23 protein-coding genes and 1 pseudogene are annotated in these 26,042 nt (G+C 68.0%); 14 read left to right on the top strand and 10 right to left on the bottom strand.

The annotated features are described in order from the left end of the window. Window positions 1-50: 50 nt before the first annotated feature. A complete protein-coding gene (locus ACGG9C_RS11890; RefSeq protein WP_194384268.1) occupies window positions 51-1,577 on the bottom strand; it encodes an NCS1 family nucleobase:cation symporter-1 in 1,527 nt (508 codons plus the stop codon). A gap of 187 nt (window positions 1,578-1,764) precedes the next feature. Here ACGG9C_RS11890 and uraD point away from each other — a divergent pair, with 187 nt between their 5' ends. Beyond that, window positions 1,765-2,271 carry a 2-oxo-4-hydroxy-4-carboxy-5-ureidoimidazoline decarboxylase gene (gene uraD, locus ACGG9C_RS11895; protein ID WP_071044280.1) on the top strand — a complete coding sequence of 169 codons (507 nt, stop codon included), beginning with the start codon at window positions 1,765-1,767 and terminating at the stop codon, window positions 2,269-2,271. A gap of 17 nt (window positions 2,272-2,288) precedes the next feature. After that, a complete protein-coding gene (uraH, locus tag ACGG9C_RS11900) occupies window positions 2,289-2,639 on the top strand; it encodes a hydroxyisourate hydrolase (RefSeq protein ID WP_194384266.1) in 351 nt (116 codons plus the stop codon). Window positions 2,640-2,782: 143 nt separating this feature from the next. Here the strand turns inward: uraH and ACGG9C_RS11905 are convergent, their stop codons facing one another. Continuing rightward, window positions 2,783-3,364 carry a hypothetical protein gene (locus ACGG9C_RS11905; RefSeq protein WP_194384265.1) on the bottom strand — a complete coding sequence of 194 codons (582 nt, stop codon included), beginning with the start codon at window positions 3,362-3,364 and terminating at the stop codon, window positions 2,783-2,785. 54 nt (window positions 3,365-3,418) lie between these two features. Continuing rightward, the gene (locus ACGG9C_RS11910; protein WP_071044278.1) at window positions 3,419-3,934 is read right to left on the bottom strand and encodes an adenine phosphoribosyltransferase; all 516 of its coding nucleotides are present in this window, start codon (window positions 3,932-3,934) and stop codon (window positions 3,419-3,421) included. 41 nt (window positions 3,935-3,975) lie between these two features. Between ACGG9C_RS11910 and ACGG9C_RS11915 the strand changes: the two genes are divergently transcribed. Then, a complete protein-coding gene (locus ACGG9C_RS11915; protein WP_194384264.1) occupies window positions 3,976-4,764 on the top strand; it encodes a maleylpyruvate isomerase N-terminal domain-containing protein in 789 nt (262 codons plus the stop codon). 233 nt (window positions 4,765-4,997) lie between these two features. Here the strand turns inward: ACGG9C_RS11915 and hpxO are convergent, their stop codons facing one another. Next, the gene (gene hpxO / locus ACGG9C_RS11920; protein WP_194384263.1) at window positions 4,998-6,176 is read right to left on the bottom strand and encodes an FAD-dependent urate hydroxylase HpxO; all 1,179 of its coding nucleotides are present in this window, start codon (window positions 6,174-6,176) and stop codon (window positions 4,998-5,000) included. 93 nt (window positions 6,177-6,269) lie between these two features. Here hpxO and ACGG9C_RS11925 point away from each other — a divergent pair, with 93 nt between their 5' ends. The 4 genes from ACGG9C_RS11925 to sufU all read left to right on the top strand — a co-directional run bounded on the left by ACGG9C_RS11925 (window position 6,270) and on the right by sufU (window position 11,336). Beyond that, on the top strand, window positions 6,270-7,922 hold the full coding sequence (locus ACGG9C_RS11925; RefSeq protein WP_228480883.1) for a glycoside hydrolase family 13 protein: 1,653 nt from the start codon (window positions 6,270-6,272) through the stop codon (window positions 7,920-7,922). A gap of 140 nt (window positions 7,923-8,062) precedes the next feature. Continuing rightward, window positions 8,063-9,316, top strand: coding sequence for an amidohydrolase (locus ACGG9C_RS11930; RefSeq protein WP_194384261.1), 1,254 nt, complete (start codon window positions 8,063-8,065; stop codon window positions 9,314-9,316). 242 nt (window positions 9,317-9,558) lie between these two features. Beyond that, window positions 9,559-10,869 carry a SufS family cysteine desulfurase gene (locus ACGG9C_RS11935; protein ID WP_194384260.1) on the top strand — a complete coding sequence of 437 codons (1,311 nt, stop codon included), beginning with the start codon at window positions 9,559-9,561 and terminating at the stop codon, window positions 10,867-10,869. Continuing rightward, window positions 10,869-11,336, top strand: a complete 468-nt coding sequence (gene sufU / locus ACGG9C_RS11940; protein ID WP_194384259.1) for a Fe-S cluster assembly sulfur transfer protein SufU — start codon at window positions 10,869-10,871, stop codon at window positions 11,334-11,336. Before ACGG9C_RS11935 ends, sufU begins: the two co-directional genes overlap by 1 nt. A 61-nt stretch (window positions 11,337-11,397) precedes the next feature. Here sufU and ACGG9C_RS11945 read toward each other — a convergent pair whose 3' ends face one another. The 5 genes and pseudogenes from ACGG9C_RS11945 to ACGG9C_RS11965 form a co-directional block, all read right to left on the bottom strand. Then, window positions 11,398-12,186 carry an ABC transporter permease subunit gene (locus ACGG9C_RS11945; RefSeq protein WP_194384258.1) on the bottom strand — a complete coding sequence of 263 codons (789 nt, stop codon included), beginning with the start codon at window positions 12,184-12,186 and terminating at the stop codon, window positions 11,398-11,400. After that, window positions 12,183-13,133 (bottom strand): ABC transporter ATP-binding protein, encoded by a 951-nt coding sequence (locus ACGG9C_RS11950; RefSeq protein WP_194384257.1) that lies wholly within the window; start codon window positions 13,131-13,133, stop codon window positions 12,183-12,185. Before ACGG9C_RS11950 ends, ACGG9C_RS11945 begins: the two co-directional genes overlap by 4 nt. 38 nt (window positions 13,134-13,171) lie before the next feature. Then, the gene (locus tag ACGG9C_RS11955; RefSeq protein WP_194384256.1) at window positions 13,172-14,071 is read right to left on the bottom strand and encodes a TerC family protein; all 900 of its coding nucleotides are present in this window, start codon (window positions 14,069-14,071) and stop codon (window positions 13,172-13,174) included. Window positions 14,072-14,134: 63 nt separating this feature from the next. Then, window positions 14,135-15,115 (bottom strand): SRPBCC family protein, encoded by a 981-nt coding sequence (locus ACGG9C_RS11960; RefSeq protein ID WP_194384255.1) that lies wholly within the window; start codon window positions 15,113-15,115, stop codon window positions 14,135-14,137. 10 nt (window positions 15,116-15,125) lie between these two features. Next, window positions 15,126-15,275, bottom strand: a pseudogene (locus tag ACGG9C_RS11965) (transcriptional regulator); the annotation flags it as partial. Window positions 15,276-15,481: 206 nt separating this feature from the next. On the opposite strand from ACGG9C_RS11965, the gene ACGG9C_RS11970 reads away from it, so the two are divergent. Genes ACGG9C_RS11970 through ACGG9C_RS11985 form a run of 4 tightly spaced genes read left to right on the top strand, consistent with a single transcriptional unit; the run spans window position 15,482 to window position 20,667 of the window. Further along, on the top strand, window positions 15,482-16,276 hold the full coding sequence (locus ACGG9C_RS11970; RefSeq protein ID WP_390178683.1) for a TnsA-like heteromeric transposase endonuclease subunit: 795 nt from the start codon (window positions 15,482-15,484) through the stop codon (window positions 16,274-16,276). Further along, window positions 16,269-18,305 (top strand): Mu transposase C-terminal domain-containing protein, encoded by a 2,037-nt coding sequence (locus tag ACGG9C_RS11975; RefSeq protein ID WP_194384253.1) that lies wholly within the window; start codon window positions 16,269-16,271, stop codon window positions 18,303-18,305. Before ACGG9C_RS11970 ends, ACGG9C_RS11975 begins: the two co-directional genes overlap by 8 nt. A 2-nt stretch (window positions 18,306-18,307) precedes the next feature. Further along, window positions 18,308-19,372: a TniB family NTP-binding protein gene (locus tag ACGG9C_RS11980; RefSeq protein ID WP_194384252.1), complete on the top strand. Its 1,065-nt coding sequence runs from the start codon at window positions 18,308-18,310 to the stop codon at window positions 19,370-19,372. After that, complete coding sequence (locus ACGG9C_RS11985) at window positions 19,369-20,667, top strand: zinc-ribbon domain-containing protein (protein WP_194384251.1); 1,299 nt, start codon at window positions 19,369-19,371, stop codon at window positions 20,665-20,667. The genes ACGG9C_RS11980 and ACGG9C_RS11985 overlap by 4 nt, the downstream gene beginning before the upstream one ends. Here the strand turns inward: ACGG9C_RS11985 and ACGG9C_RS11990 are convergent. Beyond that, on the bottom strand, window positions 20,634-21,077 hold the full coding sequence (locus ACGG9C_RS11990; RefSeq protein ID WP_194384250.1) for a hypothetical protein: 444 nt from the start codon (window positions 21,075-21,077) through the stop codon (window positions 20,634-20,636). The two genes, ACGG9C_RS11985 and ACGG9C_RS11990, sit on opposite strands and share 34 nt — an antisense overlap. A 62-nt stretch (window positions 21,078-21,139) precedes the next feature. Between ACGG9C_RS11990 and ACGG9C_RS11995 the strand changes: the two genes are divergently transcribed. The 3 genes from ACGG9C_RS11995 to ACGG9C_RS12005 are packed head-to-tail and all read left to right on the top strand — an operon-like array spanning window position 21,140 to window position 26,034. Then, on the top strand, window positions 21,140-21,421 hold the full coding sequence (locus tag ACGG9C_RS11995; protein WP_194384249.1) for a helix-turn-helix domain-containing protein: 282 nt from the start codon (window positions 21,140-21,142) through the stop codon (window positions 21,419-21,421). Window positions 21,422-21,462: 41 nt separating this feature from the next. Further along, complete coding sequence (locus ACGG9C_RS12000; RefSeq protein ID WP_194384248.1) at window positions 21,463-23,466, top strand: site-specific DNA-methyltransferase; 2,004 nt, start codon at window positions 21,463-21,465, stop codon at window positions 23,464-23,466. Between the two features lie 3 nt (window positions 23,467-23,469). After that, on the top strand, window positions 23,470-26,034 hold the full coding sequence (locus ACGG9C_RS12005) for a DEAD/DEAH box helicase (RefSeq protein ID WP_194384247.1): 2,565 nt from the start codon (window positions 23,470-23,472) through the stop codon (window positions 26,032-26,034). Window positions 26,035-26,042: the final 8 nt, after the last annotated feature.

A 26,042-nucleotide genomic window follows, 5' to 3' on the forward strand; every position in this document is an offset into this window, starting at 1 on the left:
GTTACCCGCATGAACATTTCGTGTGCCGGCGCCGCACACCGGCGAACGCGCTATCCGGCTGCCGATTCCGGAACGGCCGACGCGCGGGCGGATGCCGGCGTCCCGCGGTGATTCCACATCACAGCGACATACAGCGCCGCCCCGAGAAGGGCACCGATGACCCACGCGAAACCGCTCAGCGCGCCGACCGCGGGAACCCACACCGCTGCGACGGAGAAGACCGCCGCCACGGCCACGGCGATCACCGCCCGGACGTTCCACCCGCGCTGATAGTGATACCGCGCAGCGGGGTCCATCGAGAAGAGGTCGGCGATCTTCAGGGCGCGTCGCTGCACGATGTAGTAGTCCGCGACGAGCACCCCGTAGAGCGGGGCGAGGACGGCGCCGAGGGTGTCGACGAAGACGGGGAGGTTGTCGCCGATCGTCACCACCCAGAGGGCGCCGATGATGAAGCCGAACAGGGCGGTGAGGTAGCCGCCGGTCTTGAAGCTGATGCGCTGCGGAGCGAGGTTCGACAGGTCGTACGCCGGCGGGATGAAGTTCGCGACGAGGTTGATGCCGACCGTCGCGAGCAGGAACGTGATCGCGGCGACGATGGTGAGGAAGACGTTGCCGACCTGTCCGACGATGTCGGCGGGGTTCGTGAGCGGCTCGCCCTGACCGTCTTGGAAGACGATGTAGGCGCCGGCGGTGATGAACAGCGCGAGGAAGGTGAAGAAGGTCAGGCTCACCGGCAGGCCGAGGAAGTTGCCGCGCTTCATCGCCTTCTCGCTCTTGGCGAACCGCGAGAAGTCGCCGAAGTTGATGATCACTGCAGAGAAATACGCGATCATCGTGCCGATCACCCCGACGAAGGCCGCGACGGCGGCCCATCCTTCGACCTCGGAGCTGTTGAAGATCTGGCCCACGGCGGGGATGAGGTCGTCACCCGCCTGGATCCAGATGGCGACGAGCAGCACGACCATGACGACGTAGACCGCGGGTCCTGCGAAGTTGAGGAACCGTTCGATCCACGCGATGCCGCGCGTGAAGAGCAGGATCTGGAGACCGGCGACGATCGCGTACGAGACCCAGTCGATCGCATCCATGCCGAGCACCGCGGGCAACTCGGGGTCGCCGAAGATCGCGTCGAGCGCGAGGGAGACTGCCGTGGAGGCGAAGTAGGTCTGCGCGCCGAACCAGAAGATCGCCACGATGCCGCGGATCAGAGCGGGGAACTGCGCGCCGCGAACCCCCATGCTCGACCGCGCCATGACGGCGTAGGGGATGCCGTACTTCACGCTGGGCTTGCCGGTCAGGTTGACCAGCCAGTTCACGAACAGGCCGGCCAGGACGATCGCGGCGAACACCCACCACCCGCTGATCCCGGCCGTCACGAACAGGCCCGCGGCGAGGGTGTAGCCCGCGAGGGACTGCACGTCGTTGGTCCACACGTTGAAGATCTCGAAGGCCGTCCACCGCCGCTTCTCGCGCGGCAACGGCGCGAGATCGTCGTTGTAGAGCGAGGGATGCGGGTGCGCACCGGCATCGGTGTCGAACGGCTCGGACTCGTGCGGACCTGCGGCGGTGCTCGTCATGTCGTTCTCCCTCGATGCGGTGAAGCAGGTCGCCCGCGATGGTGCGGACGGTGCGACCGGCGATGGAAAGGCGCTTCCGATCCGCCGAGGTTATTGCGCGGGGAGAGGGGGTGGGTTGCGCGGGTGTAAATCCTGTGACGACACCGCCGTCACGGCCGGGAAACCTGGTCGGTGTAACGTGCGGCGGGTGCACCTCAGCGACTTCAACGACCTCGACGACGCCACCGCCCGCGATCTCGTGCGGGTGTGGGCAGCTGTCCCGAGCTGGGTCGACGGCGTCGTCTCCGCGCGGCCGTACGCCTCCATCGACACCCTGACGACGCACGCCGCCGATCTGGCGAAGGGTTGGGGCCGCGCCGAGCTCGAGCAGGCGCTGTCCCAGCACCCGCGCATCGGTGAGAAGCCGGAGGGGGCGAACGCCGAGGCGGCCGCATCCCGTCGCGAGCAGTCGACGATGACCGACGCGGATCCCGCCGTGGCGGCGGCGATCGCAACCGGCAACGCGGAGTACGAGGCCCGCTTCGACCGGGTCTTCCTCGTGCGCGCCGCCGGTCGCACGCCCGAGCAGATCCTGCGAGAGCTGCAGCGCCGACTCGGGAACGACGACGACACCGAAGTGCGCGAGGCGTGCGAGCAGCTGGCCGAGATCGCTCTGCTGCGCCTGCGCGGCGCGGTCGGACACAAGCCCATCTGAACGGCAGGATCATCCCCATGAGCACGCACCTGACCACGCACGTCCTCGACGCTTCGCGCGGCGCCCCGGCCCGAGAGGTGAGCATCGCCCTCGCCCGCCTGCACGACACCGGCGAGGTCTCGCACCTGGCCGACGGTCTGACGAACGACGACGGTCGCCTCGCTCTCGGGCCGGAGCTGCTCGATCCCGGCACCTACCTGCTGACCTTCGCGACCGGCGCCTACTTCGCGGCGCAGCAGGTGGAGACCTTCTACCCGCTCGTGACGGTCAGCTTCAGCGTCGCGCCCGCCGCCCACGACGAGACGCCCCACCTGCACGTGCCGCTGCTGCTCAGCCCATTCGCCTACTCCACCTACCGCGGCAGCTGAGCCGAGTACAAAGGCCGGCCGCGAGCGTCGCCAACACAGGAGATCCTGCGGGCTCGTGCCGCATCCATCGATCTGGATCGGCTCGCCGCCGCAGATCTCCTGTGTTGTTCGCACGCAGCCGCGACTGCCGTCGGCCGGGCGGCTCAGGGGATCCAGTACCCCACGGCGCAGAGAACCCGTGTCTCTTCGTCGGCATCGGCGGGCGGATCGATCGCGGGCGGGAAGACACCCCACTGACGCCATTCATCGGCATGCACCACGACGTGCTCGTTCAGGCCGGCGAGCAGCTCCGGCGAGAGGTGGAAGTCGATCCCGAGCTTCTTCGCGATCAGCCAGGCCTGGAACGCACGATAGGTGGCCAGGTGAGCGAATCCCTCGGCGGCGGGATAGTCCCCGTACTGGAACCGGAAGACGGCGTCGTCGGCTACCCCGGCTCGCACCGCCTCACCGGCGGTGTCGTTGAGCGCGTCGTAGGCGGCCACCGGGTCGCCACCGAACAGGTCGGCCTCACGGAACTCGTCGCCCTCGGCGATCGACCGACCGGCGAGCACGCCGGGAATCCACGCTTCGTCGTAGGCGTGGGCGAAGAGGATGTCGCGGTAGGTGGGGTCGGGTGTGCTCGTCCACTCGGACGGCGCGGGGCGATCGAGGTCGGCGACGTCGATCCGGTCGATGACGCTGCGCAGAGCGGCATCGGAGGCGAGGAACAGCTCATCGGCTCTCATGACGCTCACCGTAGCGCCGACCTCCCACACGCTCCACCGCTGCCGCGGAGGCGATCAGGCCGTGAAGACGGTGTGCACGTCGCCGGCGACCGCGCGCCCGCCGAGCGCCTCGAGCTCGAGCAGCACGGCGCTGCCGATCACCTCGGCGCCGAGCTCGGCGAGCAGTCGATGGCTCGCGCGCAGCGTGCCGCCGGTGGCGAGCACGTCATCCAGCACGAGCACGCGCGATCCGGCGGGGATGTCGTCCGACGCCTCGACCGCCGCCTCGCCGTATTCGAGGGCGTAGGAGACGGATGCGGCCGGCCGCGGCAGCTTGCCGGCCTTGCGGATCGGCACCATCCCGGTGCCGGTCGCGACGGCGGCGGCACCGGCAAGCAGGAATCCGCGCGCTTCGATTCCGGCCACGACGTCGAAGCCTCCGCGGAAGGGCTCGACGAGCGCTTCGACGCAGACGCGGAACGCCGCTGCGTCGGCGAGCAGCGGAGCGATGTCACGGAAGAGGACGCCGGGTTCGGGGAAGTCCGGGACGACGGCGATGAGCTGCTCGGCGCGGGCGAGGTCTGCGTGCACCCGGCAACACTACCGGGCGGACGCCCTGCCAGGATGGACGCATGACCGCCTCCGACACGCGCGCGCCGCTCGGAACGGCGCCCGCCTCAGGAGCGTTCGCCGGCGCGATCCGCAGCCTGTCCGACCGGTTCGCCGCCGAAACCGCGCAGCTCGATCCGGACCATCCGATCGACTCCGACGCATGGCCGACCGTCGGCGCGATGGTCGATCACCTCGGCCAGATCCAGCGCTGGGCGACGGAGGTCGTGCGCACCGGCGCATCCGTCGACCGTGCCCCGTTCGCGCGGCCTGCCGACCGCGAGCGCATCGCCTGGTTCGTCGAGGGATCGTCGGCGCTGGCCACCGAGCTCGAGTCGCGCGACGCGTCGGACGAGTGCTGGGCCTTCGTTCCCAGCGGCACGGTCGGCTTCTGGGCGCGCCGGCAGGCGCACGAAGCGCGCAAGCACCTGTGGGACATCCGCACCGCATCCGTCGCCGTGCCCGAGATGCCCGACGCCGGCGGGCACGAGATGGCCGCCGACATCGTCGACGAGCTCTACGCCGTCTTCCTCGCACGCGCCGTTCGCGGCGGTCTCGCGCCCCTGCCGACCCCGCTCGAACTCGTGCCCGTCGACGCGGCCGTGGCGTGGCATCTCGCGCCGGACTGGACCGTGCGGCGCACGACGGATGCTGCCGCAGACCCTGCCGCGACGGTCGTGACGGCCACCCTGGGCGACATCGCACTCTTCGCGTGGGATCGCGCGGTGCCGGAAGACATGCCCGACCGGTTCGCCGTCACCGGGTCCCTCGCGACCGTCGCCGCCTACCGTGACGCTCCCGTGCATCCCTGATGCCCAACGCGCGCATCCACACCCGCGCCCGGCTCACTTGTCACCGGATGTCGGATAGCCGCCCCGTGACGACACCTCGCGGCAACCGAACGCCCGCATCCACACCCGCGCCCGGCTCACTTGTCACCGGATGTCGGACAGCCGCCCCGTGACGACACCTCGCGGCAACCGAACGCCCGCCTCCACACCCGTGCCGCCCGCCGGCCGCGCCGCACCGCCCCTTCGGCGGCGGGTCAGAGGGTGCCGACGCCGAGGTTGACAGGGCTGTCCTCGATGTTGCCGACGATGCCGCGGATGATGCCCGCCCCGTCGGCGCCGCGCAGGCTCTCGTACCACGCCTCGGTCGCCGCCGGATCGAACGCGTGGGTCTCGTGGGCGCGCTTGCGGGCGCGTTCCACCAGCTCGCCGGCGCGCGCCGCGCGGGACTTCTCGTAGCGCTTGAGGGTGTCTTCGACCGAAATGGTGTTGGTGGCGACCGCGGTCGCGAGGGCGAACGAGTCCTCCAGCGCCGAGCACGCCCCCTGCCCGATGTCGGGCGAGGTGTTGTGGGCTGCGTCGCCGAGGATCGCCACGCGCCCCTTCACCCACGTGTGGAACGGCGCGATGTCCCAGATCTCGACGCGGTTGAGGGAAGCATCCGGATCGATCGAGTCCAGCAGCGCCTGCACGCCCGGCGCCCACGAGCCGAACGCCTCGCGCAGCGGCGCGACCCCGTCGGCGCGGTCGTAGGGAAGCCCCGCCGGCTGCGGGATGTCGACGAAGAAGTAGAAGCGATCGTCGGCGACGGGCATGACGGCGCACCGCTTTCCCTCCGCGACGTAGGTCGTCCACTGGTTCACCGGGCCGATCGCCTCGTTCGCCGGCACGAGTCCGTTGAAGTTCGTGTAGCCGGAGTACTCCCGCTCGATGCCGCCGCCGGTGACGTAGTCGCGCACGAAGGAGCGCGCGCCGTCGGCGCCGATCACCATGTCGGCGGTGTCGGTCGACCCGTCGGCGAAGGTGACCGTCACGATCTCGCCGTCGTCCTCGATGGCCGTGGCCGTGCTCGAGAGGTGGATGCGGTGCATCCCGAACGTCTCCATGAGCAGTCCCTGCAGGTCGGCTCGGGCGACCGGGTACGGCCGCTGCCCCGTGAGGGTCGTCACCGGCTCGAGCGAGAAGCGGCACATGACCTCGCCGGAGACGCCCTCGTAGTACGCCATGTCATCCATGCGGCCGCCGAGCGCGGCGACCTCCTCGGCCAGGCCGAGCCAGTTGAGCACCTTGACCCCGTTCGACCACAGCGACAGGGCCGCTCCCACCGGCTTGTTCTCGCGCATCTTGTCGTAGATGACGACGTCGTGCCCGAGGCGCTGCAGCGCGATGCCCGCGCTGGCGCCGCCGATTCCGGCGCCGATGATCAGGATCTTCATGTGGTGAACATTAGGAGGCGCGTGTCACGGGCCTGTTACACGGGGGCTTCGGGAGCGGATCGGCGGATGACCGCGGCCATTACACTGGCGCGCATGACGGAATCCCCTCGCTCCGGCACCGAATGGTGGCGCACGGCGGTCATCTACCAGATCTATCCGCGCTCGTTCGCGGACACGTCCGGTGACGGCATCGGCGACCTGCGGGGCGTCACCGAGCACCTCGACGACCTGGCCGCCCTCGGAGTGGATGCGCTGTGGCTGAGCCCGTTCCAGACCTCCCCGCAGAAGGACGCCGGCTACGACGTCGCCGACTATTGCGATGTGGATCCGATCTTCGGCACGCTCGCCGATTTCGACGAGATGCTCGCCGGCGCGCACGCGCGCGGCATCCGCATCATCGTCGACCTGGTTCCCAATCACTCCTCCGACCAGCACGCCTGGTTCCAGCAGGCTCTCGCCGCCGCTCCCGGAAGCCGCGAGCGCGCGCGCTACATGTTCCGCGACGGCCGGGGCGACGACGGATCGGTGCCGCCGAACAACTGGGAGTCCGTCTTCGGCGGCCCGGCATGGTCGCGCATCACCGAGGCCGACGGCACGGCCGGGCAGTGGTACCTGCACCTGTTCGACGCGTCGCAGCCCGACTTCGACTGGTCCAACCCCGAGGTGCAGGAGATGTTCCGCGGGGTGCTGCGGTTCTGGCTCGACCGCGGCGTCGACGGATTCCGGGTGGATGTGGCCCACGGCCTGGTCAAGGCGGACGGCCTGCCCGACTACACGCCGCCGGAGGACGCCGCGTCGATGGGTGGCGAAGAGGCCGACGTGCCGTACTGGGGTCAGCCGGGCGTGCACGAGATCTGGCGCGACTGGCGCCGCGTGATGGAGGAGTACGACGGCGACCGCGCCCTGTGCGCTGAGGCCTGGATGCCCGGACCCGACATCACCGCGCTGTGGGTGCGCTCGGACGAGATGCACCAGGCGTTCAACTTCCCGTACCTCGAGACGGCGTGGCGCGCCGCTGATCTGCGCGAGGTCATCACCGACTCCCTCCGCGCCTTCGGCGGCGTCGGTGCGCCGGCCACGTGGGTGCTGTCGAACCATGACGTCGTGCGGCACGCATCCCGTCTCGCCCTCACCGCCGAGAACCCCCAGGGCGCCGGCATCGGGCCGAAGAGCAAGGGCAAGCCCGACCCGGTCGTGGGCCTGCGCCGTGCCCGGGCCGCCACCACCCTGATGTTCGCGCTGCCGGGCTCCGCCTACGTCTACCAGGGCGAGGAGCTGGGCCTGCCGGAGGTCATCGACCTGCCGGATGAGGCGCGTCAGGATCCGACCTGGTTCCGCACGGGCGGCGAGCGCTACGGCCGCGACGGCTGCCGTGTGCCCATCCCGTGGGTCTCGGATGCCCCCGCCTACGGTTTCAGTCCCGAGGGCGCGTCGTGGCTGCCGCAGCCGGCGGAGTTCGCCGGCTTCGCTCGCGACGTGCAGGAGGACGATCCGGATTCGACCCTGTGGCTGTACCGCACCCTTCTCGCCGAGCGGCGCGAGCGTGCGCTCGGCGCCGGGGAGCTGGAGTGGCTCGACGGGTTCGGCGACGACGTCATGGCGTTCCGGAACGGCGGGCTGACCGTGGTCGCGAACACGGGCACGGATGCGGTGACCCTGCCGTCGGGTGTCGTGGTGGCACAGAGCGGCCCCCTCGCCGGCGACACCCTGCCCGCAGACACCGCCGTGTGGCTCGCCGACGCGTAGGGCGCTTCGCCGACCCGCCCCTTTCTCGCCGAGCCACCCCCATCCACACCGGAGGAACCGGCCGGCTCGACGCGAAGGGGGTGGCTCGAGGCGAGGGAGCGAGCCGCGACGGGTGTGAGGTGACGACGTAGGCTCGGGACATGGCCTCCGACCTCGACACCCGCACCGACCTCGAACGCCTGTACATCGATCTGCACCGCCACCCGGAACTGTCCTTCCAGGAGACGCGCACCGCCGGGGTCATCGCCCGCGAGCTCGACGCGCTCGGGATCGAGTACGAGGAGGGCGTCGGCAAGACCGGCATCGTCGGGGTGATCCGAAATCCCGGCGAGACGGGTGAGGCCGGGCCCACGGTGTGGCTGCGCGCCGACACCGACGCCCTGCCGGTGGAGGAGCGCACGGGACTCGACTACGCGAGCACCGCGCGCGGCACCGATCCGCAGGGCACCGATGTTCCGGTCATGCACGCCTGCGGCCACGACATGCACGTCAGCGCGATGCTCGGCGCCCTGCGCCGGCTCGTCGCGACCAGGAGCGAGTGGGTCGGCACCGTCGTGGTCGTCTTCCAGCCCGCCGAGGAGTACGGCGCCGGCGCGAAGGCGATGATCGCCGACGGCGTGCTGGATCGGTATCCGCGACCGGATGTGGTGCTCGGCCAGCACGTCACACCGTTGCCCGCCGGCACGATCGGCGTGCGCAGCGGCACGCAGATGGCCGCCTCCGATGGCCTGCGCGTGACGCTCTTCGGGCGCGGTGGGCACGGATCGCGCCCGCACGCCACGGTCGACCCGATCGTCATGGCCGCGGCCACGGTCATGCGGCTGCAGACGATCGTCTCGCGCGAGGTCGACCCGCGGGATGTCGCGGTCGTCACCGTGGGTGCGCTGCACGCGGGTCTGAAGAACAACATCATCCCGGCCGAGGCCGTGCTCGAGCTCAGCCTGCGCTACCCCGACGACGAAGCGCGGGAGCGCGTGATGGAGAAGGTGGAGCGCATCGTGCGGGCCGAGGCGGCGGCATCCGGAGCCGAGCAGGCACCCTCGATCGTCATCGACCACACGCTGCCGCCGACCGTGAACGACGCCGGCGCCACGGAGCGCCTCAGCGCCGCTTTCGACCGCCACTTCGGTGAGGGAACGGTCGTCGACCCGGGCATGTTCACCGGCAGCGAGGACGTGTCGTGGTTCGCCCGCGAGTCCGGCGCACCCCTGGTCTACTGGTTCTGGGGCGGCATCGACGCCGACGCCTATGCGGCCGCCGTCGCGGCGGACACGGTGGAGCGCGACATCCCGACGAACCACTCCCCGTTCTTCGCCCCGGTGCTGCAGCCGACGCTCGACAACGGCGTGGCGAACATCGTGGTCGCCGCCCGCGAATTCCTGGCCGCCCGCTGACCCGCCCCGGCCCGGCGCGGCGCCCCGCGCGCCCCGGCCCGGCCCGACCCGGCCTGGCCCGCCGCTCAGCCCCGGCCCGCCGCTCAGCCCCGGCCCGGCGCCCAGCCCGGCATCCCCGAAGGTCGGAGAATCAAGCCGATGTCGGAGGATTTCACGCCGATCCTCTGACATCGACGCGATTCTCCGACGAACGCGGCCGGCGCCCAGCGACCACGGATGCTGCGCGGCGTAGCCTGGATGGTGTGAACTCCCCCGCCCTCTCGTCCGGCGGCGCACCCGCGGCTGCCGGGGCGCTCGACGCCGCCGCGCTCCGCGCCGACTTCCCGCTGCTGGCGGACCGCGCGAGTGATGAACCGCTGATCTACCTCGACTCGGCGGCGACCGCGCAGCGACCCCGGGCGGTCATCGACGCCGAGGTCGACTACATCGTGCGGGCGAACGCGGCCGTGCACCGGGGTGCGCACACGCTCGCCGCCGACGCGACGGAGCTGTTCGAGGATGCGCGCGCCACGGTCGCCGGATTCGTGGGCGCCGACGCCGATCAGCTGGTCTGGACCTCCGGCGCGACCGCCGGCATCAACCTCGTCGCGTACGCGATCGGCAATGCCACCGCCGGCCGCGGCGCTCCCGCGAGCGCCCGGTTCGCGCTGCGACCCGGCGACGAGATCGTCGTGACCGAGAGCGAGCACCACGCGAACCTCATTCCGTGGCAGGAGCTCGCGGCCCGCACCGGAGCGCTGCTGCGCCACATCCGAGTGCACGACGACGGCACGCTCGACCTCGACGCGGCTGCCGAGATCATCGGCGCACGGACGCGGGTCGTGGCCTTCCCGCACGTGTCGAACGTGCTCGGCATCGTCAACCCGGTCGACCGGGTCGTCGCCCTGGCGCGAGAGGTCGGCGCTCTGACACTGATGGATGCCTGCCAGTCGGCGCCGCATCTCGCCCTCGACCTGCCGGCGTCTGGCGTGGACCTCGCCGTCTTCTCGGGCCATAAGATGCTCGGCCCGAACGCGATCGGCGGCCTCTACGGCCGCGCGGACGTGCTCGAGGCGCTGCCGCCTTTCCTCACCGGCGGTTCCATGATCACGACCGTCACGCTCGACGAGGCGGACTACCTGCCCGCGCCGCAGCGCTTCGAGGCGGGCACGCAGCCGGTGTCGCAGGCCGTGGGGCTCGCCGCCGCCGTGCGCTATCTCGAGAACGTCGGCATGCCCGCAGTCCACGCGCACGAAGCGCGCCTGGAGCGGCGGATGCGCGACGGACTCCGCGAGGTCCCCGGCATCCGCCTGCTCGGCGACGCCGACGGCACAGAGCGCGTGGCGCTGGCCGCGTTCGACGTCGAGGGCGTGCACGCACACGACGCGGGGCAGTTCCTGGATGCGCGCGGCATCGCCGTGCGCGTCGGACACCACTGCGCCGCGCCCCTGCACCGCCGCTTCGGCATGACCGCATCGGTGCGGGCGAGCGCCACCCTGTACACCACCGACGCCGACATCGATGCCTTCCTCGACGCCGTCGCCGGCATCCGCCCGTTCTTCGGGGAGAGCTGATGAGTCTCGAATCCCTCTACCAGGAGCTGATCCTGGACCACTCCAAGCGCCCGAAGGGCAAGGGGATCGCCGAGGCGACCGAGCGGTCGGCGATCTCGCACCAGCGCAACCCGATCTGCGGCGACGAAGTGACGCTGCAGGTGCGGCTCACCGACGACGGCGCGGGAATCCGCGACGTCACCTGGGACGGCGCTGGCTGCTCCATCTCGCAGGCGTCGGCGTCGATGCTCGTCGCGCTCGTCGACGAGGAGCGCGACCTCGCCGACGGTGCCCCGATGCCGGTCGGCGACGCCCACGCCCTCATCGAGAGGTTCCGCGAGGCGCTGCGCTCGCGCGGCGCCATCCCGCTCGACGAGGAGACCTTCGGCGACGCCGCGGCGTTGTCGGGGGTATCGAAGTACACCGCACGCGTCAAGTGCGCGATGCTCGCGTGGGTCGCCCTCGAAGACACCCTCGCCCGCGCCTGAACCTCACCCGCGCCTGAAGCCTCGCCCGCGCCTGAGCCGTGCCGGCACCGCACCCGCCGGGTCAGCCGAGGATGTCGCGCCGTCGCAGCGCGAACGTCGCGACGGCGACGAAGGCCAGCGCGAAGCCCCACAGGAGCGCAAGGCCGGGCGCATCGAACCCGTTCCCGAGCGGCGACTGCCCGTATGCCCAGAAGAAGGGCGAGAAGCGCTCGAGGTCGGCGAGGTCCTCGCTGTTGTTCGCGACGGCCTGCACGACGAACGACGCCGCGGCCACTCCCGCTCCGGCGCCGATCGCCCACGACCGCGCGCCGGTGATCGCGCCGGCGGCGAGCGCGACCGCGGCGAAGAGGAAGCCGAGCCCGGTCCACGCCGCCACCTCGGCGACGATCCGTCCCACCTCGAGATCGAGCTGCGACGGTTCGTTCAGCACCAGCAGCGTCGCGAGCACCACGGCGCCGACCACGAGCACGCGCACCAGCACGGCCGCGGCGCTCTCCAGCGCGTACTGCACCCGACCGACGCCGTGGGCGATGGTGAGCTCGAGGCGACCCGACTCCTCCGCACCGGCGATGACGGATGCGCCCCACGACACCGCGGCCACGGCCATGAGCGCGAAGCCGACGAGGCCGAAGAAGGTCGCCTGGGTGTATCCGGCGCCGGAGGTGATGTCGTCGTAGCCGAGGGTGCGGACGAGCTCCGGCGGCAGGCTGTCGAGCATTCCGGCGAGCTCGGGGGTCTGCATCGACGGAAAGAGGGGCAGGTACACCGCCATCACGACGATCATCCCGGCGCACCACCCGGCGGTTCCGCGCCACCCGTCGACGAGCCAGCGGCGAACGATCGGGATCATGCCGCACCGTCCGAGCCGCCGCTCGCGGCGTCGCCGTTCGCCGCCCGTCCGTACAGGTCGAGCACGGACTCCTCGAGGTCCGGTTCCTCGACGGTGAGTTCGCGCACCGTGAAGCGCGCGAGCGCCTTGACGACGGGGTCGATGTCGCCGCGCGCCGTGGCGGCGAGGTGGATGTCGCTCCCCACCGCTCGCACATCCATCGCCTCCACGCCGGTCGGCGCGAGCGCGTCGCGCACGGATTCCGCGGCGCCCTCGACGGTGGCTCGGATGCGCCGCACACTCGCGATGCGAAGCGACGCGACATCCCCTTCGGCGACGAGCCGGCCGTCGGCGAGCACCGCGACGTCATCGGCGGCCTGCTGGATCTCGCTCAGCACGTGGGAGCTGAGGAGCACCGTCTGGCCCGCGTCGCACGCCTCGCGCACCATGGCGAGGAACTCGCGCTGGATGAGCGGGTCGAGGCCGCTGGTCGGCTCGTCGAGCACGAGGAGCTCGGGCCGGTGCATGAAGGCCTGCACGAGCCCGAGCTTCTGCTTGTTGCCCTTGGAGAGGGTGCGCACCGGGCGGGTGAGGTCCAGACCCAGGCGCTCCGCGAGGGATTCGATCATGCCCGGTTCGACCGGCCCGCTGATCTCGGCGAGGTGGCGCAGGAGCGCGCCGCCCTTCACGCGTCCTTCCAGGCGCAGCTCTCCCGGCACGAATCCGATGCGTCGTCGCAGCGCCGCGCCGCCGGCACGCGGCGACTGCCCGAGCACAGTGATCTCGCCGTCGGTGGGCCGGATCACATCCAGCAGCAGCCGCAGGGTCGTCGTCTTGCCCGCGCCGTTGGGGCCGATGAGGCCGAAGACCGATCCTCTCGCGACGGTCAGATCCAGGCCGTGCAGCGCGATGTGCGCACCGTAGGCCTTGCGCAGGCCGCGGGTGTGGATCGCCGTCGCATCCGCCATGCCCGCACCCTACTCCTCGGCGCGTGCCGGCGGTGGGATCAGCCCAGGCCGGTGCGGTGCTCCTCGGGGTCGGATGCGCCGGCGACGGGCTTGCCCGACAGACCCACCGATCCGGATGCCGGGTTCTTCGACAGCGCGGCTCCGACGGCGACCGATTCGTCGACGTCGACATAGCGGGGGCGCAGCTGCACGGCGTGCGGCGTCTTCTGCTCGCGCTTGGCCTTGCGCGAGCTGTAGGCCAGGTTCAGCACCTCGACGAAGATCGCGAACGCCATCGGGCCGTAGATGAAGGCCTTGTCGATGTGGAAGCCGAAGCCTTCCGCGACGAGGAACGCACCGATCAGCAGCAGGAATGACAGGGCGAGCATCTTCACCGTCGGATGGTTGTTCACGAACGCGAAGATGAACCGGGCGGCGAAGAGCATGATGCCGAACGAGAGCACCACGACCGTGATGATGATCACGAGGTTCTCGGTCATCCCGACCGCGGTGATCACCGAGTCGAGCGAGAAGACGATGTCCAGCAGCAGGATCTGCGCGATGACGGAGCCGAAGGTGACGGTGGCGACCTTGCCGCCCGCACCGTGCTCGTCTTCGGCCCCCTCGAGCTTGTGGTGGATCTCGGTCACGGCCTTGTAGACGAGGAAGAGACCCCCGGCGATGAGGATGATGTCCTTCCACGAGAAGCCCATGCCGAAGAGGGTGAAGACCTCCTCGGTCAACGTGATGATCCATCCCGCGAAGAGCACCAGCACCACGCGGATCAGCATCGCCAGCGTAAGGCCCAGGTTGCGTGCGCGGGCCTGCTGCTCCTGCGGGAGCTTCGAAGCGAGGATGGAGATGAAGATGACGTTGTCGACCCCGAGCACGACCTCGAGCACGAACAGCGTCAGGAAGACGGCGATGAGGTCCGGGGTGAAGTCGAACGAGAAGTCCACGCCGCCATCGTAGGCGACGAGCCCCGGGGAAGACCGGAGCCCGTCGCGTTGCCTGCGCGCTGGTCAGGCGGAGATGAGCTCGCGTTCGAGGCGGGCGTAGCTGGCCTCCATGCCGTCGGTCATTCCGGTGGCGAGAACCATGTCACGGGTCTCCTTGTCGGGGTACTCGATCAGCGTGGTGGTGAGCGTTGCGCCGTCCTCCTCATAGAGGGAGAGGTCGTTCGTCGTCGACGGGAAGTCGGTGCCTGTCATGTGCTCGGTCGTGACCGAACGGCGGGGGGCCTCGCTCACGAGCGTCTCACCGTCGAAGCCGAACGGCTCACCCTCGGTGCCCTCCAGCGGCTCCCACGCGTAGCGGTAGCGTCCGCCGACGGCCGGGTCGATCTCGCAGACCGACATGCGCCAGCCGTCCGGGCCCAGCAGCCACTGCTTCATGAGTTCGGGCTCGGTGTGCGCACGCCACACCAGCTCGCGCGGGCCGTCGATGAGGCGGGTGATGCGCACGTGCGTGTCGGTGAGGATCTCGGTGCGGGTCCCCTTGCCATGCGCGTACTCGCGCAGCCCCTGCAGCACGGTGTCCAGCTGGTTCATCGCGAGCGTCGAGCCCTCGACCGCGCCCATGGCGACGACCTGCTCGAGCGCCTCGACCGAGGGATAGTGGCTCACACTGGTCAGGCGCGATCCGGCGTCGGTCGCCTCGAAGGTGAACACCATCCGCCCGGTGGGCATGTCGGCGTTCACGACGCCGTGCTCGTCGGCGAAGGAGTCGAGCACGGTGAACGAGGTTCCGTCGTCGATCTGCACGAACTCCCAGACGCCCCCGAAGCGCTCGCCCTTCGGGGAGGTCATGACGTACGACGCACGGCCGCCGGGCGCGAAGTCGAATTCGCGGAAGGTGGAGGGGTAGCCCGGAGGGCCCCAGAACCGCTCGAGCTGAGCAGGTTCGGTGAACGCTCGCCAGAGCCTGTCGACGGGGGCGGCGAACTCGCCCACGAGGGTCATGGTGAGAGCTTCTGGATCGCTGGTGACGGCGGTGACGGGCATGACGTGCTCCTCAGATGGTGGATGCCGGTGGCGGCGTGGGTGTGGATGACGGCGGGGTTTCGGGCTCGGCCAGGAGCGCGTCGAGGCGGTCGATGCGGGCACGCCACATCTCTTCGTAGCGGGCCAGCAGAGCTCGAGCGCGAGCGATCATGGCCGGATCTGTCGGGAACGCGTTGCCGTTGCATTTTCGGGCTTTACGTTGCACTCGTGGATTTTCCCGTTGCACGAGATGCAACGACACGCCGAAGCGAAGAGGCCCGGGCGGGTCGAGTCGGCGCATCATCTGGAGCAGATGCTGCGGAGCGTCTCACTTCGCAGGGAGGGGGATCCGAGGTGCAGCCAGTCGATGCAGCGAAGCAGTTGACTATGCGACGTCGTTCTCCCCACACTGAACTGCATTGGGTGCCGCGCTCGATCGACTCCCTCCCCGGCGGCTCCCGCGTACGCCAGGACCATTCGCCTGTCAGCCGAGAGGTCGGCCAACGAGACTGGGCGTCGATCGATCCGATGCGGGTGCGCACGTCGAAGGGTGTGCGGCATCGCTTCACGAACTCGATGTACTTCTGGCAACGGACGCGTAGTCATGTTTGGTGCGAGTCTCAGGAGGAACGCTGGGAGGTGCTGTGGCTTGACTACGGCGGCCAGGTGGAGCGTCTGTGGTCGCAGCCGATGGCACTCGCGTTCGGGCGCGGTTCACGACTTGCGGGCTATTCGCATGTTCCCGACTTCCTCGCCCAGTTCACAGACGGAAGCTACGGACTGCTCGACGTCCGTCCGGAGGAACAGCTCAAGCTCAAAGCGCGTCTCCAATTCGATGAGACCGCGAAGGTCTGCGACACGCTCGGCTGGCACTACCGCGTGCTCACCGGTCACGACCCGCTTGCGACGCGGAACCTCGATTGCTTGTCCGCGTCACGCCATGAACGCTGCACACCAGCGCCGGGAGTCGAGGCGCTGATCCTCGATGCCGCACGCGACGGGCGGACGCGACGGGAGTTGTGCGAGATCGCGTCTCCGGAGTGCCCGCCGCTCGCCGCGGCGTGGGTCGACAACCTCGCGTGGCGCCGTCGCCTTTGCCTCGATCTCGGGGCGGTGTTCAGTAGCGACACCGTGTACATGACGTCGGAACACATCCCGGAAGGAACGAGTGTTGGTGCGTGAGGAGTACAGGCTGCGCCTCGGCGACGCAGTCGAGATCGACGGGGAACCATGGGTGTGGGAGGGGGTGCGTCGCGGCACGGAAGCAAAGCTACGCCGCGAGGGGACCGTCGACGACTGGCTGGTCGTGTCAGTTCCTGAGTTGCTCGCGCATGCAGGCACAGCTCGTCGGGCGTCGGATATCTCGTTGAGGCCCACCGGCGGTGACTGGCCGGTCGACGTACTTGACATGGAGAAGCACCTGCTCGAAACCTTCCGCGGGATACCGATGCAGCCGACCGCAACGGGCTCGCGCACCCCGTACGATCCCGGGACAACGACTCAAGAGCAGCGGATCGCATCAAAGGTTGGCGAGCTTGCGGGCACGTCCTTGGCCCGGTCACGTCGCACGCTCTACAACCTGTGGGACGCGTACCTCTCGGACGGAATTGCAGGGCTCGATGCGCGCATGCACCGCAAGGCCAAGAAGCGGCTGACGATCGCAAAGGCGGACCCACGACTGATTGCCATTATCGACCGAGCCCTCGACGACCGACGGGACATGCCGACCACCACTCGCCGGCATTGCGCGTTGCTGGTACGTCGGACACTGGAGAGCATGTACCCGGACGACCCAGTCTGCGACATCAAGAACACGACACTGCAGGGGTACATCAACGAGCGCGACGCGGGTCGATACAGCTTCGACAAAGCGACCACGAGGCGCACCGCCGCGAACAGTCCGGATCGTCAGCACTTCTCCGGCAACGCCTTCCGACTTGGCGCGGTCTGTGAGATCGACTCGACGTTGCTGGATGTGCAGGTGTGGGATGACAAGGGCAACACGTATCGCCCCACTGCCACCGTGCTGTTCGACGTCGCAAGTAGGGTCCCTCTGGCCTGGGCGATTCATGCCAACTCGCCGAACGGCTTCGACCACGCGCTGCTGCTGGCTCGCGCGATCGTCGGGCGCAAGGCCATCCCGGGATCGGCGGCGGCCGTATTGTCGGGATCGGCAACGCTTCCGGTCGCGCTGATGAAGCAGGTCAACCCCTACCTCGACGACGACTCGCTGGCAGTGCCGTGGATCTTCCCTCACGCGATCACCATCGACGGCGGCGCCGACTTCCGCTCTGCAACGTTCGAGGCCGCCTGTCGCGCCTTCGGCATCACGCTGGTGCTTGCTCCGCCGAACACCCCCACTGTGAAGCCGCACGTCGAGCGAAACTTCGGAACCACTTCCACGAGCTTCGCGACCTGGCTGGCCGGCGCCACTGGCAGCTCGGTCGCGAACAGAGGCAAGCGGGACAAGCCGACGCTCACACTGGATTCGGTGCGGCTCGCCTTCGAGACGTGGATCACCACGGTGTACCTGAACACGCAGCACGGCGGGTTGAAGTCGCCCCTCTTCCCGGGACGGGAGTGGACGCCGAACCAGATGTACGCAGCCCTGTTCGAGGTCGGCCCTGGCGTGCAGTTGCCGTTCCGCGCAGAGGACTTCTTCGCCCTGCTGCCAACGAAGCCGCGCGTGATCAGCAGCGAGGGCATCGAGCTCGACAACCGCACGTACGACTCGCCGCTGCTCGCGGAACTGCGAGACCGATCGCTCACCGGTGCAGCCGCTGGTTCTACCCGGGCGCGCAAGTTCGACATCAGCTATGACCCCTACAACTCCAACGCCGTCTGGGTGCGCCACCCTGAGACTGACGAATGGATCGAGTGCTGGGACACAGCGCTCGACGACAAGGTGGCGTGGATGGCTGCCGAGGCGGCCGTAAAGCTGGTCGAGCAGTTCGGCACGGGAGAGTCTGGCGAGACCCCGCGAAGAGTGGAGCTCCTGGACGAGATCGAGCGGCGGGAGCGCACCGACAAGCGCGCCCGCAACCGCCACCTCCGCGGCAGAGCCGCCGCGGCGGAAGCGCCGTTCGCCTCCGATGCCGGCGCGACAGAGCCGGAGCCGATCGACCTGGACAGATGGTCTGACCCTGCTGATGTGGGTGACATCGACTGGGACTCGCCCGATTACGACATCGTCACGGTGAAGGAGTTCTGAAGGTGATCATCGAACCGCTTGTGCTTCATCAGGCGCGTAAGACGACGCTGCCGGGCCTGCGTGAGGCGTTCACGGCGCTTCCGCCGCCGCCTCCGGCGCTGACGTTTGCCGACTACTCCAGCCTGCCTTTGTCGGAGCAGGAGGCGTACGATCAGGCCCGCGACGACTTCCTCCAGCTCACCCTGCGAGTGCCGACGCCAGAACAGGACATCGGCGCCCGAATTCTGGCGAATCTCATCGCGTCGAACCCGCGACGGAAGAACTCTCGCCGAGGCATGATGATCTCCGCGCCGATGTTCTACGGCAAGACCGAACTGGCACTACTGCTCGCTCGCTCAACCGAGCAGTCACACGCCTTCCGCCATCCTGAGTACGTCGACCGCGGCGAGGTCCCGGTGGTGTGGACGGAGATGACCGACCACTCCACGGGCAAGGCACTACTCATCCAGATCATCGAGTTCCTCGCCCCCACCGTCTCGATCCCCACCCGGTCGAATACCGACAGACTGCGCAAGATGGCGGTCGACATGCTGCATGCCCACCGCACCAAGCTCGTCGTCGTAGACGAGGCCCACCGCCTGGGTGGAAGCGAACCCTCCAGCATCATCAAGGCGCTGCAGAACGAAGCGCCCGCCACCGTGCTTCTTGTCGGTATTGACCTGGGCAGTGGGAAGGCCTTCGGCAGCCGCGAAGGCCTACAGGTCAGAATGCGGTGTGACATGGTGGAGCTACGTAAGGTTGATCAGAAGCAGGAGGAGGGCCGGGTGCTGTGGCACCGCTGGGTGGCCGTCTTCGACCGCAATCTCCCCCTGTGCGGTCACGTACCCGGGCTCCTCACCCGTAACGCGGAAGTACTGCACAAGGCCGCGGATGGTCAACTCGCCGTCCTGGCGATGATCGTCGAGCGACTCGTAGCCGCGATCCTGAACGACACCGCCCGCCGGAACGAACGAGTCACCCGGCAGCGTCTGTACGCGGTGCTCGATGACCTGCGGTACACGACACCGGTCCGACACAAGATCACTCTCGACGATCTCCGCGGAGACGACCTCGACGAAGCCGCATGACTGGTGATCTCGCCTGGCCGGTCCGCCCGAAGTGGCACCGGCTTGAGTCACCCCGCTCCTACTTGCGACGCCAGTGCGCAGCGGCGGGGATCCCGTTCTCCGCCGCTGAAAGGGGGCTGACCACCTCGACGCAGCCGAATGTCGGCCGCGTCTGGGTCGGCGACGACGCGGCCCTAGCGATCGTGGAGGCCGGAGCCGGGCGCCCCGCCGGGCACTGCGCCAGGCTGATGGAACTCGCCCAGCCGAACCCCGAGGGAAGATATCCGAAGCGATTCCTCTGCCGGCTGTGCGCCGCCGGTGAGCGCGTGGAGCAGATCCCTCACGACCGCGAGAACTGGTGCCTTCGGCATCCCGGCCAGATGGTGTGGGTGGGACCGGGCACCATGCCTGAGTCGCAACCAGTGCTTCCGTTTGATCGAACCCAAGCACACGCCGAACGCAAGTTCCGGCGGATAGTTGCCGCGGACCGCGTCGATCCCGAGCTGCACGCCAGGGTATGGGAGATGGTGCGCGACAACGCGGCGCTGACCACCTCACAGGCCCCGACAGAGGCGCCGCGCCCCAGCGCCGACGACCGCGAAATCCTCGGACGCGCGGCGCAGTACCCCGTCGTCGTCGCAGTTCTGGAGGTCCTCTCCAATACGAGCACGATCCAACGCTGGCGGACGATGCCAACGGATCGTGTTCGTGACGCGATCGCCCAGGATCTACCGCCCATTGGCGTTCCGGCAGAGGTTCTCGTCGAGCGGATCTTGCTGTGGATGCGACCAATCCGTCGCGCTACGCGGCCCACCCGTTTCGCCACGATGCACCCATCGCTCGATGTCGTGAATGTTGCCGCGATCATCGATGCCACCGCCCCCTACCCGCTCTGGATTCGGCGCAATCCGAACGCCGTCGCAGAATGGGCCTGGGGTCTGAACGACCGCACACGCAACCCCTGGGACGCGCCGGACATGTCCAAGAACGCCTGGTGGATCTGCGGCAAGGGACACCTCTGGGAGACGAGCCCCTCCACGCGAGGCCTCGCCAAGAGCGGGTGCCCCTACTGCGCTGGCCAGCGAGCATGGCCCGGACATACCGATCTGGGAACTACGCACCCCGACCTCGCCAAGGAATGGGACAAGACGCGCGGCCGCAATGCCGGCGACCCCGACCATGTCAGCGCTGATTCGGGCCGCCGCATCAACTGGCGGTGTCGGAGCGGGCATCGGTGGGCGGCGCCGATCAGAGTACGAGCGACGACGGGACGCGGGTGCCCCTACTGTGCTGGCACTCGCGTGTGGAGAGAGTGACCTTCCTCGCCAGCACGCTCAGCTCGTGTCGCCAGTTCGCGCATGAAGAAGGCGGCGCTCCCTGGACGGACGACAAGATCGGCACCAGCGATCAGGCTGATCGCGCCCGTCCGGCACCAGTAGAGCAAGAGCCAGTCGCGTAGCAACTTCAGTTGTGCCTCCTGGTTGGCGCGAGGCCGGCCGGGATCTGAAATCACAGTCAGCCAGTCGGCCGGCTCGAACATGGACTCGAACAGCTCCGCTGCCGTGGGCCCCTGCAGGTGCTCGTCCCACCATTCGCAGGTCGTCTCGTAGGCCTGACGTGCCGTCGCCGAGCCGTTCGGCTCCGAGACGATGTTGATCAATGCCTCGAGGAAGGGATCACGAACGACCATCTGAAAGCTCGGAACATCGATGTGGACGAATCCCATGTTCGAGAGAATGCCATACCGATTAGGCCTTATTGGGGAGGCCTCGCGGTCAGCCTGAAAGGGTGCGCAGCGCCCCGTCCTCGACCTCGGATTGGAGTGCGTACGTCCGCGAGATCGGGACCAACATTCAACGACACCGCGTGGCGCGTGGATTCAGCCAAGACCGGGTCGCCTACGAAGCCAATCTCAGTAGGTATACATTCCAGAAGCTCGAGAAGGGCGAATCCCGGCCGGATTCGGCCGCCAATCCTCGTTTGATGACGCTACTCGCGATCGCACAGGTGCTCGACGTGGAGCTGAACGATCTCCTTCCGCAGCGCGCGCCTGACCTGACGCTGCGGTAGCTCTCCAGGCTCACACCAGTGGCGCCGGTACGGTGTAACTCGTGGCCCACGTCGACAACCTCATCGAGCGAATCCCCGATCCCCACCTACGGGCGCAGATCGCCGAAGAGGTGGCCAAGCTAGTCGAGCATAAGGATTTCGGCCTCGTCTTTCAGCGCCACCTTCCGGAGGACCTTGAGGTTCCCGGAACCCGGCCGCGGCGCGGCGATGTCGTACGACTCCGCTCCGATGCCGACAAGCAGAACTACGTCGTGCTCTCAGCCCGGGGCGGTGCCGCGTCGGTCATTGCAGTGGACGCGGCGAAGCAGACGATCGAAGGAAGCGAACCCGCAACGCACCCACACGACGAACTCGTCGTTGTCAAGGACTTCAGCGTGCCGATCTACCCCGGCCTGGAAGCGCTCGGCGAGATCAGTCGGGGCGGCGACAAGCCGACACACGTCGTGATCGAGGGCGAGAACTACTATGCGCTGGAGACGCTGCTCTACACCCACGAGAGCAAGGTCGATCTGATCTACATTGACCCGCCCTACAACACCGGCGCGGATGACTGGATCTACAACGACCGGTTCGTTGCGAGCACTGACGCGTACAGGCACTCGAAATGGCTGTCGTTCATGGAGCGGCGACTCATTCACGCAAAGCGTCTATTGACGGACACCGGGGTGATCATCGTCGCGATCGGAGACGACGAGCACCATCGGCTGCGGATGCTCCTCGATCAGGTATTTGGCGAGCAGAACTTCGTCGGGAACATCGTGTGGCAAGGAGGAGGGTCGTCACTTTCACGGTTCCACGCGGGCGGAATCGACTACATGCTCGTATACGCGCGCGACATGTCGGCTCTCACCGATTCCGGCGTGCGCTGGAAAGTGGAAAAGGACGGCCTACAGGACGTTCTCGACGCCGCTGCTGAAGCGTGGGAGAAGTCCGAGCACGACTCCGAAGCTGCGTCGCGCCTGCTGTCGTCGTGGTGGAACAGGAACAAGTCAAAGTACGATCCCGGGCTGGGCGACAACGTCAAGGTCGACAGCGACGGAACCGCCATCAAGGTTGGTGACTTGAGCAACAGCTTGCCAAGGCCCAACCTTCGCTACTCGATCACGGATCCTGCGACGGGCGTCGTCTACGAGCCCCCAGAGAACGGGTGGCGCTTCAAGCGCGAGTTGATGGACGAGATGATCGCCACAAACCGCGTCTTGTTCGGAGTGCGCCCTCGACTGAAAACACCGCTCCGCGATATGTCGATGCGGAGCGTGATGCCGAGCTTCTACAAAGATCGGCGCTCAGCAAGTCAGCACTTGAGCTCCGTGCTCGGCTCGAAGGAGTTCCCCTTTCCGAAGGATGTAGACGTTCTCGCGCGGTGGATCTCCATCACCACCCAGCGATCGACCGAGGCTGTGGTGCTCGACTTCTTCGCCGGCACGGGTTCGACCGTAGAAGCCGTCATGCGTCTGAATGCGCAGGATGGCGGCCGGCGGCAGGCAATTGTCGTCACGAACAATGAACTCTCCTCGAAGGCAACCGCTGGTCTGCGAGCAGGCGGCCACCACCCCGGTGACCCCGAGTGGGAGGCGCAGGGCGTCTCGGCCAAGGTCACCCGACCTCGCATCGAGACTGTTGTATCGGGCGTCCGAGCCGACGGCTCAGTCTTCTCAGACGGACACGACGAGAACGTCGCGTTCTTCAAGCTCACGTACGAGGACGAGAACCTCGTTGCGCTCGGGCGCCGGTTCGACGCGGTAGCACCGCTGTTGTGGCTGAAGGCTGGCGGGTTCGGACCGGTTGTGCGGCGAAGGGGAGACGCGCTCTGGGCGCTCCCGAGCGGTGCGGTCTACGGAGTGTTGTTCGCACCTGCCCACGCGCGGGCGTTCGCTGAACTGATTGCGGTGCATGATCGCGACCTGCGGCACGTGTTCGTGGTTACGGACTCGGAGAGTGAGTTTCAGGAAGCCGTGGCCTACCTGCCGCCCGACCTGCGGCTCGAGACGACGAGGCTGTATGCCGACTACTTGCGCTCCTTCGAGATCAATGGGAAGGGCTGAGGCGTGAAGTTCCACCTCCTCGACTTTCAGCGCACCGCATCAGAGGCGCTCATCACGGAGATCAAGAAGGCGCAAGCGCGCTACGACAACGACTCGGAGTTGCTCGGCGCGGTCGTGTTGGAGGCGGCAACGGGAGCCGGGAAGACTGTGATCGCCACGTCGGTCATTGAGCAGCTGATCTTCGGGTCTGACTTCACGGATCCCATCGAGGGAACCACCATCCTGTGGGTGACGAACGATCCGAGCCTCAACGCCCAGACGGCGCGCAAAATGCAGGAGGCCAGCGAGAAGATCAGCGACATTCGCCTTATCGGGCAGGGCGCCTCGTTTGACGAGGAGTACTTCGAGGCAGGCGCCATCTACTTCCTCAACACACAGGCCGCCTCGGCGTCTGCGCGCATCACGAAACGGTCCGACAATCAGCGACACACGATCTGGGAGACCATCGCCAACACCGTGCGATTGCGCGGGAGCCGCTTCCTGGTGGTCGTCGATGAGGCGCATTACGGAGTGACGGAGAAGCCGGGCGGCTCTCCGACCGTCGTGAACAAGATCATCAACGGCGAGGTCCCGATCCCCGTGTTCGTCGGGATCTCGGCCACTGCACAGAGGCTGAACAAGGCACTTGAGCAGCAAAACCGGTTCCGGAAGAACTACATCGTCCCGATCGAGAAAGTGCGCGACTCCGGGCTCGTCAAGGACCGAATCGTGCTCGCGCCGGCAGCCGTGCAGGGAGAGGTCACCGCGGACACGACATTCGTTCGTCTGGCGGTGCAGAAAACACTCGAGTTCGAGCAACGTTGGGCGTCCTACGCAGAGCAGCAGGGGGAAGCCGCGGTGAAGCCGGCGCTCGTCGTCCAGCTCCCCGATCAGCGTTCCGACGATGGCGAGTTCCTCGAACTCGTGCGAGCAGTGATCGATGCCATCACCCAGGAGTGGCCCGGGCTCGTCGCGTCGAACATCGTGCACACCTTCGCCGAACGTGCCCCAATCGACCTCGGACCGCATCGGGCGGTGCGCTACATGCCGCCGCAGGACATCCAGGATGCAACTCACGTGCGCGTCGTGCTGGCGAAGAATGCGATCACGACCGGTTGGGACTGTCCTCGCGCGGAGGTGCTCGTCTCGCTTCGCGCGTCGGTCGACTACACGCCTATCGCCCAGTTGATCGGCCGGATCGTTCGTCAGCCGCTCGCCAGGCGGATCGCGTCAGATGAGTCGCTGAACCGTGTCCAAGCGTACCTCCCGCGGTTCGACCGAAAGACGGTCATGCAGGTCGTTGGCCAGTTCGCCGGAGGGGAGGCGGGCGCGACCGCAGAGGTCGTGCGCCTGACCCTCGACTATCACGCGCCCAGCGGGATGGAGGCGGCGTTGAAGGTGCTCGCCGAGCTGCCGACCTATGTGGTTCCCTCTCAGTCATCCGCACCGGATGTGCGGCGCCTCCATGCGCTGGCGACACTTCTCGAGAACGATGGGGTCCGGCCGAATGCTGCCGCCCACGCTCGAGCATTCCTCAATGGCAAGCTCGACGATGAACGAGGGAAGCTCGACGCATCCGACGAACTGGAGTCAAAGCGAGAGGCGGTGTCAAGCGCGTCGGTGTTCGAGCTGCTGACGTCGATCGATGGGTCGGTCATCGACGGCGAGCGACTCGTGACCGGCACCCGCCTCGACGCCAAGAACATCGACGATGTCTTCAAGCGCGCGAGCCGCGCGCTCAAGGACGGCACGGCCGAGGCGTATTGGGCCTACCTCGTCGATAAGGATCCCGACGAGGACCCGATCGAAGCGAAGATCACGGTCGCAGCTCTCGCGCTCACCGAACACGTCGTGGACAATGTCGAGACCGCGGCGGCATCGCTCGTTGCTGATTGGTTCAAGCAGCATGCGAAGGCGATCTCCCTTCTGCCTGAGGCTGATCGGTCACGTTATGCACGGATCCAGGCGGAAGCGAAGGAGCCGGCACGGCGCCCCGGCATCATCATCGATGGAACGATCGAGGATGCGATCTCGATCCGGATGGAGCCCGACTCGTCAGACACGCAACTCCGCGCCAACATCCGTGACGATGAGGTGAACCGTTGGCCGAAGCACCTCTATCAGGACGGCGACGGGCGCTACTGGAAGAAGCCCTCTGCGACCGATGGGCTCGAGCGGAAGGTGCTCACAGCCGAACTCGAGGAACCCACCCTCGTGGCTTGGTATCGCAACCCGACTGGCGGCGACCGTGCGCTCTGCATCCCCTACCGTGACAGCGGAACGGGGTCCTGGGCCCGACTCTTCCCCGATTTCGTGACGTTCCACGAGGTCGGTGGCGGCATCCAACCGACGATCATCGATCCGCACGGCATTCACTTCGGGGACTCGGCCGACAAGCTGCGGGGTTATCTCGACTATGCCGATGACCACGCTGCCGAGTACCGCGCGATTTGGCCTATCACGCAGATCGAGGGGAAGACGCTCCTGCTATCCGTTCATGACGCCGCGACGCGCAGCACCGTCCGCGCTGCCCTCGATGCCGGCGAGAGCGTTGAGGCCATCTTCCGGTCGCACGGGATCGCGTACTGAACGCAGCC

The sequence above is a fragment of the Microbacterium sp. MTN4-26 genome, assembly GCF_042846595.1.
In the GTDB taxonomy this organism is placed as follows: domain Bacteria; phylum Actinomycetota; class Actinomycetes; order Actinomycetales; family Microbacteriaceae; genus Microbacterium; species Microbacterium luteum.